Source organism: Streptomyces sp. NPDC002851, assembly GCF_053591935.1.
This window is the reverse complement of the sequence record NZ_JBSFUT010000013.1, coordinates 56828-72980: the sequence shown is the minus strand read 5'-3', so window position 1 is coordinate 72980 and position 16153 is coordinate 56828. Positions and strand designations below refer to the sequence as shown.

The 16153-nt window shown below is 70.0% G+C and carries 14 protein-coding genes; 9 read left to right on the top strand and 5 right to left on the bottom strand.

What is annotated here, in order from left to right; genetic code table 11:
• Positions 1-3: 3 nt before the first annotated feature.
• From ACWD10_RS16075 to ACWD10_RS16050, 6 genes are all read left to right on the top strand, one after another.
• Positions 4-1518 (top strand): CoA-acylating methylmalonate-semialdehyde dehydrogenase, encoded by a 1515-nt coding sequence (locus ACWD10_RS16075; protein WP_451091221.1) that lies wholly within the window; start codon positions 4-6, stop codon positions 1516-1518.
• An 84-nt stretch (positions 1519-1602) separates the two neighbouring features.
• Positions 1603-2571: a TIM barrel protein gene (locus ACWD10_RS16070; protein ID WP_451091219.1), complete on the top strand. Its 969-nt coding sequence runs from the start codon at positions 1603-1605 to the stop codon at positions 2569-2571.
• Positions 2568-4034: a sugar porter family MFS transporter gene (locus tag ACWD10_RS16065; RefSeq protein WP_451091217.1), complete on the top strand. Its 1467-nt coding sequence runs from the start codon at positions 2568-2570 to the stop codon at positions 4032-4034. The genes ACWD10_RS16070 and ACWD10_RS16065 overlap by 4 nt, the downstream gene beginning before the upstream one ends.
• A 63-nt stretch (positions 4035-4097) precedes the next feature.
• On the top strand, positions 4098-5171 hold the full coding sequence (locus ACWD10_RS16060; RefSeq protein ID WP_451091215.1) for a Gfo/Idh/MocA family protein: 1074 nt from the start codon (positions 4098-4100) through the stop codon (positions 5169-5171).
• A 35-nt stretch (positions 5172-5206) separates the two neighbouring features.
• The gene (locus ACWD10_RS16055) at positions 5207-6052 is read left to right on the top strand and encodes a sugar phosphate isomerase/epimerase family protein (protein WP_451091419.1); all 846 of its coding nucleotides are present in this window, start codon (positions 5207-5209) and stop codon (positions 6050-6052) included.
• A 122-nt stretch (positions 6053-6174) separates the two neighbouring features.
• Positions 6175-6795 carry an L-threonylcarbamoyladenylate synthase gene (locus ACWD10_RS16050; RefSeq protein WP_451091213.1) on the top strand — a complete coding sequence of 207 codons (621 nt, stop codon included), beginning with the start codon at positions 6175-6177 and terminating at the stop codon, positions 6793-6795.
• Between the two features lie 50 nt (positions 6796-6845).
• Here ACWD10_RS16050 and ACWD10_RS16045 read toward each other — a convergent pair whose 3' ends face one another.
• Both ACWD10_RS16045 and ACWD10_RS16040 read right to left on the bottom strand, forming a co-directional pair.
• On the bottom strand, positions 6846-8417 hold the full coding sequence (locus ACWD10_RS16045; RefSeq protein WP_451091211.1) for a glycoside hydrolase family 32 protein: 1572 nt from the start codon (positions 8415-8417) through the stop codon (positions 6846-6848).
• Between the two features lie 222 nt (positions 8418-8639).
• Positions 8640-9647 (bottom strand): LacI family DNA-binding transcriptional regulator, encoded by a 1008-nt coding sequence (locus ACWD10_RS16040; protein WP_451091209.1) that lies wholly within the window; start codon positions 9645-9647, stop codon positions 8640-8642.
• 380 nt (positions 9648-10027) lie between these two features.
• On the opposite strand from ACWD10_RS16040, the gene ACWD10_RS16035 reads away from it, so the two are divergent.
• The gene (locus ACWD10_RS16035; RefSeq protein ID WP_451091207.1) at positions 10028-11419 is read left to right on the top strand and encodes a sugar porter family MFS transporter; all 1392 of its coding nucleotides are present in this window, start codon (positions 10028-10030) and stop codon (positions 11417-11419) included.
• 29 nt (positions 11420-11448) lie between these two features.
• Here the strand turns inward: ACWD10_RS16035 and ACWD10_RS16030 are convergent, their stop codons facing one another.
• On the bottom strand, positions 11449-11856 hold the full coding sequence (locus ACWD10_RS16030) for a MerR family transcriptional regulator (RefSeq protein ID WP_451091205.1): 408 nt from the start codon (positions 11854-11856) through the stop codon (positions 11449-11451).
• A gap of 237 nt (positions 11857-12093) precedes the next feature.
• On the opposite strand from ACWD10_RS16030, the gene ACWD10_RS16025 reads away from it, so the two are divergent.
• Positions 12094-12549 carry a PPOX class F420-dependent oxidoreductase gene (locus ACWD10_RS16025; RefSeq protein ID WP_451091203.1) on the top strand — a complete coding sequence of 152 codons (456 nt, stop codon included), beginning with the start codon at positions 12094-12096 and terminating at the stop codon, positions 12547-12549.
• Positions 12550-12654: 105 nt separating this feature from the next.
• Here ACWD10_RS16025 and ACWD10_RS16020 read toward each other — a convergent pair whose 3' ends face one another.
• Complete coding sequence (locus tag ACWD10_RS16020) at positions 12655-13605, bottom strand: GntR family transcriptional regulator (protein ID WP_451091201.1); 951 nt, start codon at positions 13603-13605, stop codon at positions 12655-12657.
• 169 nt (positions 13606-13774) lie between these two features.
• Here ACWD10_RS16020 and ACWD10_RS16015 point away from each other — a divergent pair, with 169 nt between their 5' ends.
• Positions 13775-15082 (top strand): aspartate aminotransferase family protein, encoded by a 1308-nt coding sequence (locus ACWD10_RS16015; protein ID WP_451091199.1) that lies wholly within the window; start codon positions 13775-13777, stop codon positions 15080-15082.
• Positions 15083-15125: 43 nt separating this feature from the next.
• Here the strand turns inward: ACWD10_RS16015 and ACWD10_RS16010 are convergent, their stop codons facing one another.
• The gene (locus ACWD10_RS16010) at positions 15126-16064 is read right to left on the bottom strand and encodes a sulfite exporter TauE/SafE family protein (protein ID WP_451091197.1); all 939 of its coding nucleotides are present in this window, start codon (positions 16062-16064) and stop codon (positions 15126-15128) included.
• Between the last annotated feature and the right edge of the window lie 89 nt (positions 16065-16153).

Genomic DNA, 16153 nt, shown 5'->3' with positions numbered 1-16153 from the left:
CCCGTGACGCACCCGCACACCATTCAGCACTGGATCAACGGCAGCCCGGTCGAGGGCCCCGGCGACCGCACCGCCCCCGTGTTCAACCCGGCCACCGGCCAGGAGCGGGCCCGGGTCGCGCTGGCCTCGGCCGACGATGTGGACACGGCCGTCGCCGCCGCGCGCGCGGCCTTCGAGAGCTGGTCGGAGTCGTCGCTCGCGCAGCGCACCAAGGTGATGTTCACCTTCCGCCAGTTGCTCGTGGAGCACGAGGAGGAGCTGGGCCGGATCATCTCGGCCGAGCACGGCAAGACCGTCGACGACGCCCGCGGTGAGATCACCCGTGGCCGTGAGGTCGTCGAGTTCGCCTGCGGCCTCGGGGACGTCCTCAAGGGCGGCTTCTCGGACCAGGTCTCGCGCGGCGTGGACGTGCACAACTTCCGGCAGCCGCTCGGCGTCGTCGCGGGCATCACGCCCTTCAACTTCCCCGCGATGGTGCCGCTGTGGATGCACCCGATCGCCCTCGCCACCGGCAACACCTTCCTCCTCAAGCCCAGCGAGCGCGACCCGTCCGCCGCGAACTTCGTCGCCGAGCTGTACCGCAAGGCCGGTCTGCCGGACGGCGTCTTCAATGTCGTCCACGGTGACAAGGCCGCCGTCGACGCGATCCTCACCCACCCCGGGATCGCAGGCGTCTCCTTCGTCGGTTCCACGCCGATCGCCAAGTACGTCCATGAGACCGCCACCGCCCACGGCAAGCGGGTCCAGGCGCTCGGCGGCGCGAAGAACCACGCGGTCGTCCTGCCGGACGCGGACCTGGAGTTCGCCGCCAACCACATCACCGCCGGTGCCTACGGCTCCGCGGGCGAGCGCTGCATGGCCGTGTCGGTGGCCGTGGCGGTCGGTGACGCGGCCGACGGTCTGGTCGAGGTCCTGGCCCGTAAGGCCCGCGAGGTCAAGGTCGGGCCCGGCGACGCCAACGGCACCGAGATGGGGCCGCTGATCACCGAGGCCGCCCGCGAGCGGGTCGAGAACGCCGTCACCCAGGCCCCCGCGCAGGGCGCCACCGTCGTCGTCGACGGCCGCGGACTCAAGATCGAGGACCACCCCGAGTGCGCGGACGGCTTCTTCACCGGCCCGTCCCTGCTCGACCACGTCACGGCCGAGATGGACACGTACAAGGAAGAACTCTTCGGCCCGGTCCTCGCCGTGGCCCGTGTCGACTCCCTTGACGAGGCGATCGACCTGATCAACGCCAACCCCTACGGCAACGGCACCGCCCTCTTCACCGACAGCGGTGAGGCCGCGCGCCGCTTCCAGCGGCAGGTCAAGGTGGGCATGATCGGCATCAACGTGCCGGTGCCGGTCCCGATGTCGTACTACTCCTTCGGCGGCTGGAAGGACTCCCTGATCGGGGACTCCCCCATCCACGGCCCCGAGGGCGTCCGCTTCTACACCCGCCCGAAGGTCGTCACCACCCGCTGGCCGCGCCCCGCACAGCAGGTGGCCGCCGGTTTCACCTTCCCCACCTCCAACTGAGCACCCCTGTCCGCAAGTCCCCCTCACTCACGACTCACGTCGCTACTCACGTCGCTTCCAGCGACCGCCTTTCAGGGAGTACATATGGCAACGGCGCCGTCCCCGCTGCGTACCGTCGCGGGCAACCTCTGTCTCGGTTCCGCACCCGACTCGTGGGGCGTCTGGTTCCCCGAGGACGACCGGCAGGTTCCGCACACCCGGTTCCTCGACGAGCTCGCCGCCGCGGGATACGAGTGGCTCGAGCTCGGCCCGTACGGCTACCTGCCGACCGACCCCGCCCGGCTCAAGGACGAGCTCACGGCCCGGAACCTCAAGGTCTCCGGCGGCACCGCCTTCGGCGCCCTGCACCGCCCCGAGGCCTGGGACGACATGCTCGCGCACGTCCGCCAGGTGGCCGAGCTGACCGCCGCCGCGGACGCCCACCACCTGGTCCTCATCCCGCCCATGTACCGGGACGAGAAGACCGGCGCGTTCACCGAGTCCCCGGAGCTCACCGCGGCGCAGTGGGCCGGGTTCGGGCAGGCCGCGGACCGGCTCGGGCGACTCCTGCTCGACGAGTACGACATCCGGCTCGTCCTGCACCCGCACGCGGACAGCCACATCCAGACGCAGCGGGAGATCGAGCGGCTGCTCAACGAGTCCGACTCCCGCTTCACCAACCTGTGCCTGGACACCGGGCACGTGGCCTACGGCGGCGGTGACAACCTGGACCTGATCCGCCGGTTCGGCGAGCGCGTCGGCTACGTCCATATCAAGCAGATGGATCCCGACGTACTCGCCCAAGTGGCGGCCGAGGACCTGTCGTTCGGTGCGGCCGTCAAGCGCGGGGTGTGCGTGGAGCCGCCCGCCGGGGTGCCGAACCCGGCCGACATCGTGTCCGAACTGGCCGCCCTGGACGCCGAGCTGTTCGTGATCGTCGAGCAGGACCTGTACCCGTGCGCCCCGGAGGCGCCGCTGCCCATCGCCCGGCGCACCCGTGGTTACCTGGCCGAATGCGGCCTCTCCGGCACCCGCCGCCCGGTCACCCCCGCCCGTCAGGAGAGCCGCCCATGACCGAGATCAGAGACGACGCGACCGCTCGGGCTGCCTCTTCCCCCGGTTCCCCCGGTACCCCCGACTCTGCCGGCGATCTGGCAGCCGCGGCGCCCCGGCCGGTGGCCCGGCGGCTCCGCGTCATCACCCTCATCGCCACCTTCGGCGGTCTGCTCTTCGGTTACGACACCGGCGTGGTGAACGGCGCCCTGCCGTATATGCAGGCCGACCTGGGCCTGACCCCGTTCACCGAGGGCCTGGTCACCAGCTCACTGCTGCTCGGCGCGGCGGCCGGTGCCATCCTCGGCGGGCGGCTCTCCGACGGGCGCGGTCGGCGTCGCACCATCCTCACGCTCGCGGTGCTCTTCTTCATCGGCGCCCTGGGCTGCACCCTGGCGCCCTCCACCGAGGTCATGGTCGTGGCGCGGTTCGTGCTCGGCCTCGCGGTGGGCGGCGCGTCCGTGACGGTGCCGGTGTATCTCGCCGAGGTGTCGCCCGCCGAGCGGCGCGGGCGGCTCGTCACCCGTAACGAACTCATGATCGTGAGCGGCCAGTTGATGGCCTTCACCTTCAACGCCATCATCGCCCGGCTCGGCGGCGAGTCCGACGGCGTGTGGCGCTGGATGCTCGTGGTGGCCACTCTCCCGGCCGTGGTGCTGTGGTTCGGCATGCTGGTGATGCCGGAGAGCCCGCGCTGGCTGGCGGCCCAGGGCCGGTTCACGGACGCGTTCGAGGTGCTGCGCCAGATCCGCACGGAGCAGCGGGCGCGGGACGAGCTGAGTGAGGTCACCGCGCTCGCCGTCAAGGACGAGCAGGCCAAGGCGGGCGGCTGGGCCGACCTGAGGAGCACGCCGTGGCTGCGCCGCCTGATGGGCGTGGGCTTCGGTATCGCCATCGTCCAGCAGATCACCGGCGTCAACACGATCATGTATTACGGCACCCAGATACTCACCGACGCGGGCTTCGCGGCGGACTCGGCGCTCACCGCGAACATCGCCAACGGCGTGATCTCGGTCCTCGCCACCTTCGTCGGCATCTGGCTGCTCGGCCGGGTCAACCGGCGCCCCATGCTCATGATCGGCCAAGCGGGCACGGTCGCCGCCCTGCTCCTGATCGGCGTGATCTCCATGACGATGCCGGAGGGCAACCTCCGCGCCTTCGCGGTGCTCACCATGACGGTCACCTTCCTCGCCTTCCAGCAGGGCGCGATCTCGCCGGTGACCTGGCTGATGCTGTCGGAGATCTTCCCGATGTGGATGCGCGGCTTCGGCATGGGCATGGCGGCGGTCGTGCTGTGGCTGACCAACTTCGCGGTGGGCCTGACCTTCCCGTCGCTGGTCGCCGGTCTGGGGGTCTCGGGGACGTTCTTCGTCTTCGTCGCGCTCGGGGTCCTCGCGATCGCCTTCGTGAAGCGGTACGTGCCCGAGACGCGCGGCCGGTCCCTCGAGCGCCTCGAAGAGGAACTGAAGGCCCGCTACTCCTGACCCACCCGGTCTCCCCACCTTCTCTCTGTTTCTCTCTGTGAACGTTTCTTGAAAGGAACTCCCATGCCCGTACGCGTAGGAGTCATCGGTACCGGCTGGATCGGCCAGGAGCACATCCGCCGCCTCACCGACACGGTCACCGGCGCCAAGGTCACGGTCGTCACCGACATCGACCCGGAGCGCGCGGCGCGGGCCGCCGAGCCCGTCGGGGCGCGCACCGTGGCCACCGGCGCCGAACTGGTCGCCGCGGACGACGTGGACGCGGTCCTCGTCACGTCCTGGGGTCCGACCCACGCCGAGCACGTCCTGGGCGCCATCGCCGCCGGAAAGCCGGTGTTCTGCGAGAAGCCCCTCGCCACCACCGCCGAGGAGTGTCTGAAGATCGTCGAGGCCGAGATGGCGGGCGGCCACCGCCTGGTCCAGGTCGGCTTCATGCGCCGCTACGACGCCGGATACCGCGAGCTGAAGAAGATCGTCGACGCGGGCGGCATCGGCACCCCGCTGATGGTGCACTGCGCCCACCGCAACGCCACCGTCCCGGAGTCGTACACCTCGCACATGGCCGCACAGGACACGGCCGTGCACGAGATCGACGTCCTGCGCTGGCTCCTGAACGACGAGATCGTCTCCGCTCAGGTGCTCACGCCGCGCGCCACGGCCAAGCGGCACCCGCACCTGAAGGACCCTCAGTTCATGCTCTTCGAGACCGCGAGCGGCGTCCGCATCGACCTCGAGGTCTTCGTCAACTGCCAGTACGGATACGACATCCAGTGCGAGGCGGTCGGCGAGGACGGCCTCGTCCGGCTCCCGGACCCGGCGGCGCCCGCGGTGCGCACCGCCGGGCAGCACGGCAACGCGGTGCTTCAGGACTGGACGCTGCGGTTCGCGGACGCCTTCGACACCGAGTTCCGGGAGTGGATCGCCGGGGTTGCCGCCGGGGCGGCGCCGACCGGGCCGTCCGCGTGGGACGGCTACGCGGCGACCGTCATCACGGACGCGGCGGTGGAGTCCCTGGAGTCCGGCGGCCGGGTCGTCGGCGTGGGCATGAAGGACCGCCCGGCGTTCTACGCCACGGCGCAGGCCGCGGCGCAGGCCACAGCGCAGGCCGCGACCAACGGAAAGGAGGAGAACCAGTGAGCGGCACCCCGGCGAAGATCGCCTTGGACCCGTACATGTTCCGGTCCCTGTCCATCGACGAGATGGTGGCCACGGTCGCCGAACTGGGCTACCAGTACATCGAGTTGTCGCCCCGCGACGACTTCATGCCGTTCTTCCTGCACCCACGCGCGGACGACGCCCGCGTGGCCGAGCTGAAGTCCGCGCTGCGCCGCCACGGCGTGCGGCTGTCCTCCGTACTGCCGCTCTACAAGTGGTCGTCGCCCGACGAGACGGAGCGGCAGGCCGCGGTGCGCTACTGGAAGCGCATGATCGAGGTCACCACGGAGCTCGAATGCCCCCTGATGAACTCGGAGTTCAACGGCCGCCCCGAGCGCGCCGCCGAGTCCGAGGCGGCGTTCTGGCGCTCCATGGAGGAGCTGCTCCCCGTCTTCGAGGGGGCGGGTATCGCGCTGAACCTGGAGGCCCACCCGGACGACTTCTGCGAGGAGAACACCCCCGCGGTGAACCTCGTCCGGGCCATCAACAAGCCCTGGGTCAACTACCTCTACTGCGCCCCGCACTCCTTCCACCTCTCGGGCCCGGACGAGCCCGGGGCGGACATCGCGCGGATGATGCGGTACGCCGGTGACAAGCTGAAGCATGTGCACATCGCGGACACCTTCAACCACAAGGGCTCCAGCGGTCTGCGCTACATCCTGAATCCGCCCGGTACCCCGGCCCGTATCCACCAGCACCTGGACATCGGGCAGGGCGAGGTCGACTGGAACGCCTTCTTCGGCACGCTGCGCGAGACCGGCTTCGACGGCGTGGCGACGGTCTGCGTCTTCGCCTGGGAGGAACGGGCCCGGGAGTCGAGCGCGTTCATGCTGGAGCGGGTCCGGAAAGAACTCGCCGCGTAGGTCGGTGCGCCTCCCCGAAGGGCGCCCGGTCACCCCGACCGGGCGCCCTTCGGGGCGTACACGCGGGGGCCGGGGCGGACGAGCTGACCGCCACCGGCCCCTCGATCACTTACGCTCGCCGCATGGCGAAGTACTTCGACGTACACCCCGAGAACCCGCAGCGACGCAGCATCGTGAGCGCGGCCGAAAGCATCCGCTCCGGCGCCCTCGTCGCGTATCCCACGGACTCCTGTTTCGCGCTCGGCTGTCAGCCGGGCAACCGCGAGGGCGTCGACCGCATCCGGTCGATCCGCGAGCTCGACGAGCGGCACCACTTCACCCTCGTGTGCAAGGACGTCGCACAGCTGGGCCAACTGGTGTACTTCGACAACGACGTGTTCCGCGCCATCAAGGCGGCCACACCCGGCAGTTACACCTTCATCCTGCCCGCGACCCGCGAGGTGCCCCGGCGGCTCCAGCACCCGAGGAAGAAGACCGTGGGCGTCCGCATCCCCGACCACGTGGTGGCCCAGGCGCTGCTCGAAGAGCTCGGTGAGCCGCTGCTCTCCAGCACGCTCCTGCTGCCCGGCGAGGACGAGCCGATGACGCAGGGCTGGGAGATCAAGGAGCGCCTGGACCACGTGGTGGACGCGGTCCTCGACTCCGGCGACTGCGGCACGGAGCCGACGACCGTCATCGACTTCTCGGGCGACGAGGTCGAGATCGTACGCCGGGGGGCGGGAGACACCGCGCTGTTCGAGTAACACCCGCGGGCCCCCAGCCCCCTCAGCACGTTCGGCAACCGTCGTGCAGGTCAGCGCCGCCGGGCCGAGCGCAGGGCCCGCGCCGTGAGGCTCGCGACCCGCAGCGCGCCGCCGCGTGCGTACGCGCGCAGGGCGCAGGCCTCCGGGTCCGGGAAGATCTGGTCCGTCAGACAGACCGTGCCGCCCGCCGCGTACACCTCGACGGACGAGGCATCGACCAGGATGCGCAGGTCGAGGCCGCCGTCCGGCAGCGCCACGGGGGCGCGGTGCACACCGGGGAACTCGGCGGCGAAGTCGACGTCCCCGGAGGCCCTGCGGTCGAGGAACAGTTCGCCCGCCGCGGTGTCGTACCCGATCCGGGTGTACGCGCCGCCGCCCGTCCGCACGTCGAGCCCGAAGTCGGCCGTGCCTGCACTGCCCGGCGCCAGAACGGCGTCGAGCTCGTAGAACTGGCCGGTGTCGGCGAGGAGTTCGCGGGTGCCCTCGGGGACCGTGGTGTCGGTCAGGGACAGGAGCGTACGGGTGCGCAGGGACTCCAGCTCGTGCACCGGCCGCTGCACCAACTGGCCGCCTTCCAGGGTGAGTTCGCGGGGGAAGCCCATGGCGCCGCGCCAGGGCGAGGTGGGGATGCGGTCGGCGTAGAGCCAGTTGTTCATCCAGGGGACGAAGACACGGCGGCCGTCGGGGGCGTCGTTGTACGTGATGCCCGCGTAGCAGTCGGCGCCCCAGTCGACCCAGCGGGTGCCCTGGTCGGGGTCGGGCGTGAAGGCGGTGCCGTCGAAGGTGCCGGTGAAGTACTGGGTGGCCGAACCCCGGGCCGGGCCCCCGGGGTTGAGGCTGACGAGCAGCACCCAGCGGTCGCCGAGCGGGAACAGGTTGGGGCATTCCCAGATGCCGCCGGTCGCGCCGAGGGGGCCGAAGTCGCTGAGGTGCTCCCAGGACTTGAGGTCATCCGAGGCGTAGAAGCGGATCCGGTACTCGGTGGGCAGGGCGAGGGCCATCACCCAACGACCGCTGTCCGCGTGCCAGAAGACGCTCGGGTCGCGGAAATCCCGCGCGCCGATGTCGAGGACGGGATTGCCCTCGTACTTGGTCCAGGTCTCCCCCGCGTCGGTGCTGTAGGCGAGGGACTGGCGCTGGAGTCCCGATGCGTCCTTGAGGGTGCTCGTGTAGATGGCGACGAGCGGGGCCGTACCGCCGGAGCCGAGGCCACTGGTGTTGCGCTCGTCGTACACCGTCGACCCCGAGAAGATCATCTCCTGGGCGTCGTGCGGAATGGCGACCGGGCGCTCCTCCCAGTGCAGCAGGTCGGAACTGACGGCGTGGCCCCAGGACATGTTGCCCCAGACGTCGCCCTCGGGGTTGTACTGGAAGAACAGGTGCCAGCGGCCCTCGTGGAAGATGAGCCCGTTGGGGTCGTTGGTCCAGTTCTTGGCCGGGGAGAAGTGCAGCCGGGGGCGGTACGTCTCGAGGCGTGCGCCGGAGGCGGCGCGGGCGCCCTGGGTGGCGGAGGCCGGGGCGGCGGTCGCGGTGCCGCCGAGGAGGGTCGCCCCGGGGACTGCGGCGGCGGCCGAGAGGCCGAGGGCGGAGGTCAGGACGGAGCGACGGCTCGGGAACGGCATAGTTCTCTCCACATCGAGGGGTGCTGTAGAGGAGTCCTGTCGAGGAATCCTTGAGGAGACCCCCACGGCACCGGGCCGTTCCCGATCGACCGGACGCGCAGGGGGACTTGGGGCTACGACTTGAGGCAAGGGGTGGTCGTCGGCACGCCAGCCGAGGAGCGCGCCGTATCCACCGCGAGGTAACCAAAGTCCATCCGCCGTACGGAAGTCAAGGCCCAAGCGTCAGGTTCCGAGCGCGCAGCCGCACGACTCCCGGTGCACGAAGGTCGGCTCCAGAAGCACCGTCCTGCGCTCCCCGTCCGGGTCCGCTATCCGCTCGATGAGCAGCTGCACCGCGCGCCGCCCGGTCTCCTCCACGGGCTGGGCGATGGCGGTCGGCGCGGGGTGCATCAGGTCGGCCCACTCGAAGTCGTCGAAGGCGCACAGCGCCACGTCCGAGGGCACCTTGCGGCCGAGCCGGGCCAGGGCGCGCAGCACGCCGAGGGTCATCTGGTTGTTGCCGGAGACCAGGGCGGTGGGCGCGTCCGGGGAGGTCATCAGACGCTCGGTGGCGAGCTCGGCGGGATACGCCTGCGAGTCACCGACCACGACAAGATCCGCGGCCGGATCCAGGCCCTTACGCTCCATGCCGCGCCGCCAGCCGCGCTGCCGCTCACTGCTGGTGCGCAGGCCGCGCCGCCCGGCGACCAGGCCGATCCGGCGGTGGCCGAGGTCGGCGAGGTGGTCGACGAGCCGTGCCATGGCCTCGACATTGGCGGTCGCGACCTGGTCGAAGGCCGACGAGGCACACCGGTCGATCAGCACGGTCGGCAGCCCGGCGTTCTTGACGAAGCGCAGGGCGGCGCCGCGCGGCCCCGCGGCGGTGGCGAGCAACAGGCCGTCCACGCGCCGCTCGTGCAGCATCCGGACGACGCGCAGCTCCTCGGCCGGGTCGTCGTGGGTGTCGGCCATGAGCAGCGTGTAGCCGGAGGCCCGGGTCGCGGCGTCCACGGCGGACACAAGCTCCGCGAAGTGGAAGTTCCCGACGGCGGAGACGGCCAGGCCCAGGGTCAGGGTGCTGGAGGTCTTCAGGGAGCGGGCGACGGTGTTGTGCGTGTAGCCGGTCGCACGCACGGCCTCCAGGACCAGGTCGCGGGTCTCGTCCTTGACGTAGCGGGTGCCGTTGATGACGTGCGAGACGGTCGAGACGGAGACGCCGGCCCGGCGGGCGACATCGGCCATCTTCGCCATGGGCGGCTCCTCGGCTCGGTCGTATGCGTTACGGGGGATCGTACGTGAGGCATCTCAGGAAAACGATTGCGCAAACGGTTGCGCGGAACGGTTTCCCCGGCCACCATGCTGCACCGGGCCGGTCGCTTCCCGACCGGACGTCCCGGGGGCACTCAATGACGTGTGCCGCTATGGGCGTTCGTGACCGGCCTTCGAGCCGCACGTTGAAGCCGCATTTACCGATCGCGGCCGCAGCCGCAATTGGGGTCCGTCGCCCCGCCGAGCCGACTCAGGGCGGGGCGACGGACCACAGCGGCCGGCCACTGTCGTACAGCCGTCGAGCCGAAACACGTCCCGTATCTCTCGTCCCGTCCCGCTTCAGGACCAGGAGTTGTTGTCCCATGCCTCAGGCCACCGCCGTCGGCGCCGCTACGCCGCCAGGTTCTCCGCCGCTGAGTTCCGCCGCCCGCCGCTCGCTCCTCGGTGCCTCCGCGGTCGCCGCGCTTGGCGGCTTCCTGTTCGGGTACGACACGGGGATCATTTCCTCGGCGCTGCTGTTCATCACCCCGGAGTTCGGTCTCTCCGACGGGATGCAGCAGGTCACCGTCGCCTCCCTGCTGCTCGGCGCCATCGTCGGCGTTCTGGGCGCGGGCGCCGTCACGGACGCGGCGGGGCGGCGGCGCACCCTGCTCGTGGGGGCCGCCATCTTCGCCGTGGGTGCGGTCGCGTCCGCCGCGGCGCCGGGCGTCGAGATCCTGATCGTCGCCCGCATCCTGCTGGGGATGGCCATCGGTACGGCGTCCCTCACGGTGCCCGCGTACATCGCCGAGATAGCCCCGGCGCACTCCCGCGGCCGTCTGGTCTCCCTCAACCAGCTCATGATCACGGTCGGGATCTTCGTTTCGTTCCTGGTCGGCTATCTCTTCGACGACGCGGGAGGCTGGCGCTGGATGCTGGGCCTCGGCCTGGTCCCGGCGCTCGCGATGTTCTTCGGTGTCCGGCGGCTCGCGGAGAGCCCGCGCTGGCTGCTCGACCGCGGCCGACGGGACGAGGCCCGGGCGGCCCTGCTGCGCACCCGTACCCCCGAGGCCGCCGACGCGGAGCTGGCCGAGATCGAGGCCCTGTCCGCGGCCGAGACCCGGACCAGCTACCGCGACCTGCTCCGGCCCGCGATGCGCCCCGCCGTCCTCCTCGGCGTCGTCGTCGCGGCCACGAACCAGCTCGTCGGCGTGAACGCGGTGATCTACTACGCGCCCACCATGCTGAAGCAGGCCGGATTCGGCAGCTCCGCCGCGATCCTGTCCTCGCTCGGCATCGGCCTGGTCAACATGTGTCTGACGTTCGTGGCGCTGCTGCTCGTCGACAGGGTCGGCCGCCGCCCGCTGCTGCTCGGCGGCACGTCGGTCGTCGTCCTGGCCCTGGTCCTCCTGGGCGCCCTCTACCTCATGGGGGACGATGGACGGCCGGTCTCCGGCGGCCTCCTGGTGGCCGGGCTCTGTCTGTACATCGCGGCCTTCGCGCCCAGCCTCGGCCTGGCCATCTGGCTCATCAACAGCGAGATCTTCCCCACCGCGGTCCGCGGCAAGGCGAGCTCGTTCGGCAACGTCACCCACTGGGGCCTCGACTTCGCCATCTCGCTCACCGTCCTCACCACCATCAACGCCCTCACGCCCACGGGCCTGTTCTGGATCTACGGCGTCTTCGGGCTCCTCGGTGTCGCGTACCTCCACCGCAAGCTCCCGGAGACCAAGGGCCGCAGCCTGGAGGACATCTCGGCGTCGCTACGCGGGTGAGTCCTCGGCACTACGGGTGCATTCGGCACTCACGGGTGCATGTCGGCGTCCAGGCGACGGCGCAAGGTTGCAGCGAAGTCCTCCGCGGCCATCAACTGGTTGCGGAGGGTCTCGCACCGGGCATCGGCGACCTTGCGATACGAGTCGAGGCGCTGACGCAGCTGCTGAAGCTCCTCACCGGCGGGCGGATCATCGGTGTCACCAAGGCGATCGGTGATCTGCAGAAGATCCCGCATCTCCTCCAAGGAGAAGTCGAGCGGTTTCATCCGCCGAATGACCATCAGCCGCTCGACGTCGCCCTCCGTGTAGAGCCGGAAGCCGCCCTTGCTGCGGGCCGAGGGGATGACGAGGCCGACTTCCTCGTAGTGGCGGATCGTGCGCAGCGAAAGGCCGGTCCGCTCGGCCACTTCACCGATCTGCATCTGCCGCTCACTCATGCCACTCACTTCCGTACGCTCCGGCCGCCCACATCCGTACGCTGCCGCTTCACCGTCCACCGGACCGCACCCGGCCCGCAGCTCAGCGTACGGTCTGCACGCCCCGCACCCCACTTCCACGCGTGACCACTGGGCCCCGTTTCACCTGGCCCGCACCACCCGGTTGCGTCAACGAGAGAGCAAGGGAACGTGGGGAACGTGGGAATACCCGGAGCACATACGGAAGTTGCCCCCGTCATGACTCAAGGTCCCGCACCCCGCCCGCTGTCCGACGACGCGCTCTCCGACCTGCTCGGGAAGCAGCAGTTCGGCACCCTCGCCACCAATAAGCGCAGCGGCCATCCGCATCTGACCACCATGCTCTACAGCTGGGACCCCGAGGCCCGGATCGTGCGGTTCTCCACCACGGCCGACCGTGTGAAGCTCAAGCACCTGCGGCGTGATCCGCGGGCGGCGCTGCATGTGCCGGGCGGCGATGTGTGGTCGTTCGCCGTTGCCGAGGGCGAGGCGGAGGTCTCCGAGATCACGGCTGTTCCGGGTGACGCGGTGGGGCGGGAACTGCTCGCGATGATCCCGGAGTCCGCGAAGCCGGAGGACGAGGACGCGTTCCTGGAGCAGCTGGTCGCCGAGCGCCGGGTGGTCATCCGGCTGAAGGTAAATCGGCTGTACGGGACGGCGCTTGACATCAACTAGGACCGCGCCGCCCTGGCCCTTGGGGTCCTGAAGGCATCGCCTCCGGGGCCCCAAGGGCCATGTCGTTAGTGGTTCGGACACTGCTCCTGACCCGGGGGAACGCATTTAGACAGCGCCCAGCGCCCCACGCGACTTGGCCACTCGTAGATCCCGTACGACGTCGCTGACCATACGGATCGAGGCGGCGTCCAGAACGTTCCCGAACTCGATCACGCGGATGCGGCCCTCGAGTCGCTGCTTCAGGTCGGGCATCTCGCTGGGAACGACCACGAGGTCGACGCCCTGGAGATCGTCGTCGGTCGTGCCCGCGAGCACCTCGATGTTGGTCACTCCGGCCTGCGTAAGGGAGTCGCGGATGCTCGCGGCCTGGTCGTCGGTCGAGTACCACAGGCCCACCGTGCGGTTCTTCGGCACCTGGGCGACCTGGAGCAGCGTCTGGATGTGCGGCGCGACCACGATCGCGACGACGTCCGTCGTGGGGCGGCGCAGCAGGCCGCGTACTTCGGCGAGGTGGAAGAAGGTCGTCAGGGCCAGATCGGGGTGCTCGTCGGCAGGGTCGAAGTCGCCGAGGACCAGAGGCTTGACGGTGATGCCCAAGTGCCTCTCCAGCTCACCGGAGAAGTGCTCGGCCCGGTCCACGTTGCACTCGACGAAGGACACCTTGGGCACGTTGTCCGCCGCGCCCGCCACAAAGCTCATGACGAGCTCCTGAATGTCGGACGCCGTAAGCCCGAGCTCCATGCACTCGCGCGCAGCCGACTCGAGGACCTCGCGGGCCCGGTCCCGAGCCGCCGAGGCCGAACGCGCCTGCTCGCCTCCGACCACGACCATGCCGTTGCGTCCCCGCGCCTCGACGAGGCCCTGCTCCCGCAACTCGCTGTAGGCGTGCGCCACGGTGTTGCGGTTGATGCCCAAGTTGTCAGCGAGCAGGCGCGAGCCGGGCAGGCGCTCACCATCGCACAGCTGCCCCATTTCGATCATGAACGTCAGCTGCGTGACGATCTGCCGGTAGATCGGGACGTCGGAGTGCTGACTGACGCTGATGTTGGCGACCATGGCCCCCTGCTTCGCTTTTATGACCCACTCTTGAGCCTAGTCCACTAGGTCATAAATCGCATCTGCCTCTGGTTCGATCTGAGTCCTGGCGCTTCCTCGCGCCTAAATGGCATAGTCGTTTATGCCATAGATACCCTGGCTGCCATAGATCAACGATTCAGGAGGTCTCGTGAGCGCGGACACCTTTTGGGATGACGTCGACCGTCATGTGGTCCGGTACGGAGCGTCCTTCACGCCGCGCGTCATCGAGAGCGCTGCCGGTGCCTACGTCTATGACACAGCCGGATCGGCCATCCTCGACTTCACGTCGGGCCAGATGAGCGCGGTCCTGGGGCACTCGCACCCGGACGTCGTCCGCGCGGTCTCCCGGTCGGTCGCCTCGCTGGACCATCTGTTCAGCGGGATGCTGAGCCGGCCGGTCGTCGACCTGGCCAAGAGGCTCGCCGCGACGTTGCCCGACACCCTGACCAAGACGCTGCTCCTGACGACCGGAGCGGAGTCGAACGAAGCCGCCATCAAGATGGCGAAGCTGTACACCGGCAAGTACGAGATCGTCTCGTTCGACCGGTCCTGGCACGGCATGACGTCCGGGGCCGCGGCGGCCACCTTCTCCGCCGGGCGCCGCGGGTATGGCCCGACCCTGCCGGGGAACCTCACCCTGCCGACCCCCAACGGCTACCGTTCGCCGTTCCGTCGGCCCGATGGTTCGTACGACTGGGAGGCTGAGCTCGCGTACGGGTTCGCGCTGGTCGATCAGCAGTCGACGGGGGCGCTCGCCGCATGCCTGGTCGAGCCGATCCTGTCGTCCGGCGGCATCATCGACCTGCCGCCCGGCTACCTCGCCCGCCTGAAGGAGCTGTGCGCCGAGCGCGGCATGCTCCTCATCCTCGACGAGGCGCAGACCGGCCTTGGGCGCACGGGGCACATGTACGCCTTCGAGCGCGACGGGGTCACTCCCGACATCCTCACGCTCTCCAAGACGCTCGGGGCCGGTCTGCCGGTCGCGGCCGTGGTGACGAGTGACGCCATCGAGCAGGTCTGCCGGGACCGCGGCTTCCTCTTCTTCACCACCCACGTCTCGGACCCTCTCGCGGCGACGGTCGCGCTGACCGTCCTCGACGTCGTCGAGCGCGACAACCTCGTCGCACGTGCCGCGAAGCTGGGTGAACAGCTCACCGAGCGGCTGCTTGGCCTGCGCGATGCGTACGAAGTCGTCGGCGATGTACGCGGGCGTGGCCTCCTCCAAGGCATCGAGCTCGTGACCGACAAGGAGAGCAAGACCCCCGCCGACGCACTCGGCCAAGCCGTCACGACGGCCTGTCTGGAACGCGGCCTGCACCTCAACATCGTCCAACTGCCGGGCATGGGCGGCATCTTCCGGATCGCCCCGCCGCTCACGACGAGTGACGACGAACTGCACGCCGGTGTGGACAGGCTCGAGGCGTCGCTCAAGGCGGTCCTCGCGGGCCGCCCCTGACCTTGTGCCGACCCCGACCCCGACCTTGTGGGGTTCCAAGGTTCTAAGGGCCCGGCACCGAGGCCGGTGCCGGGGCCGGTGCCGGGGTGTTCTCCACCGACTCCACCGCTTCCAGGGTCGCCTGACGGCGGTGTTCGCGGAGTGAGTACGCGATGGCGGCCGCCCACACCACGTAGATGAGGCCGTAGACCGTCCACTGGACACCGTCGCCCGCGGCGACCCAGTCGCCCTGGAGCAGTGTCCGTACGTTGGTCAGGACGATGAGACCGCCGACCGCCGAGCCGAGGATGCGCGGCGGCACATGGCGCACCAGCCACGCCGCGATCGGCGCGGCGATCAGGCCGCCGACCAGAAGGGCCACCGCCCAGGCCGCGTTGACGCCCTCGGAGCCGAGCCCGTAGAGGAAACCGAGGCTCGCGGCGACGGCGACCAGGAACTCGCTGGTGTCGATCGAGCCGATCACCTTGCGCGGCTCCAGGCGCCCGCTGGCCAGGATCGCCGGGGTGCCCACCGGCCCCCAGCCACCCCCACCCGTGGCGTCGAGGAACCCGGCGACAAGGCCGAGCGGCGACAGGAACCGCTTGCGCAGCGGCTTGCCGAGGTTGCCCTTCGGCAGGCCTACGAAGGTGAAGCGGGACAGGACGTAGAGGCCAAGGCCAAGGAGAATCAGGGCCATTACGGGCTTGGCGAGCTCCGTGGAGAGCTTGGAGAGGAAGGTCGCGCCCGCGAAGGCGCCGACGGCCCCCGGGATGCCGATCTTCGCCACCACCCGCCAGTCCACATTGCCGAACCGCCAGTGCGCCGCGCCGGATGCGAGCGTGGTGCCTATCTCCGCCAGGTGCACGGTGGCGGACGCCGCGGCCGGATTCGTACCGACGGCGAGCAGCAGCGTCGTGGACGTGACGCCGTAGGCCATGCCCAGGCTCCCGTCCACCAATTGGGCACCGAGCCCGGCCAGGGCCAACAGGATCAGCGTTCTCACGGCCACTACCCCTCAAGTTTCCTAGTTTCCCCACGGGATTGATAGGAATAGTGGCGGCACAAGAACCCCTGAGCAAGGGGGTATTCACC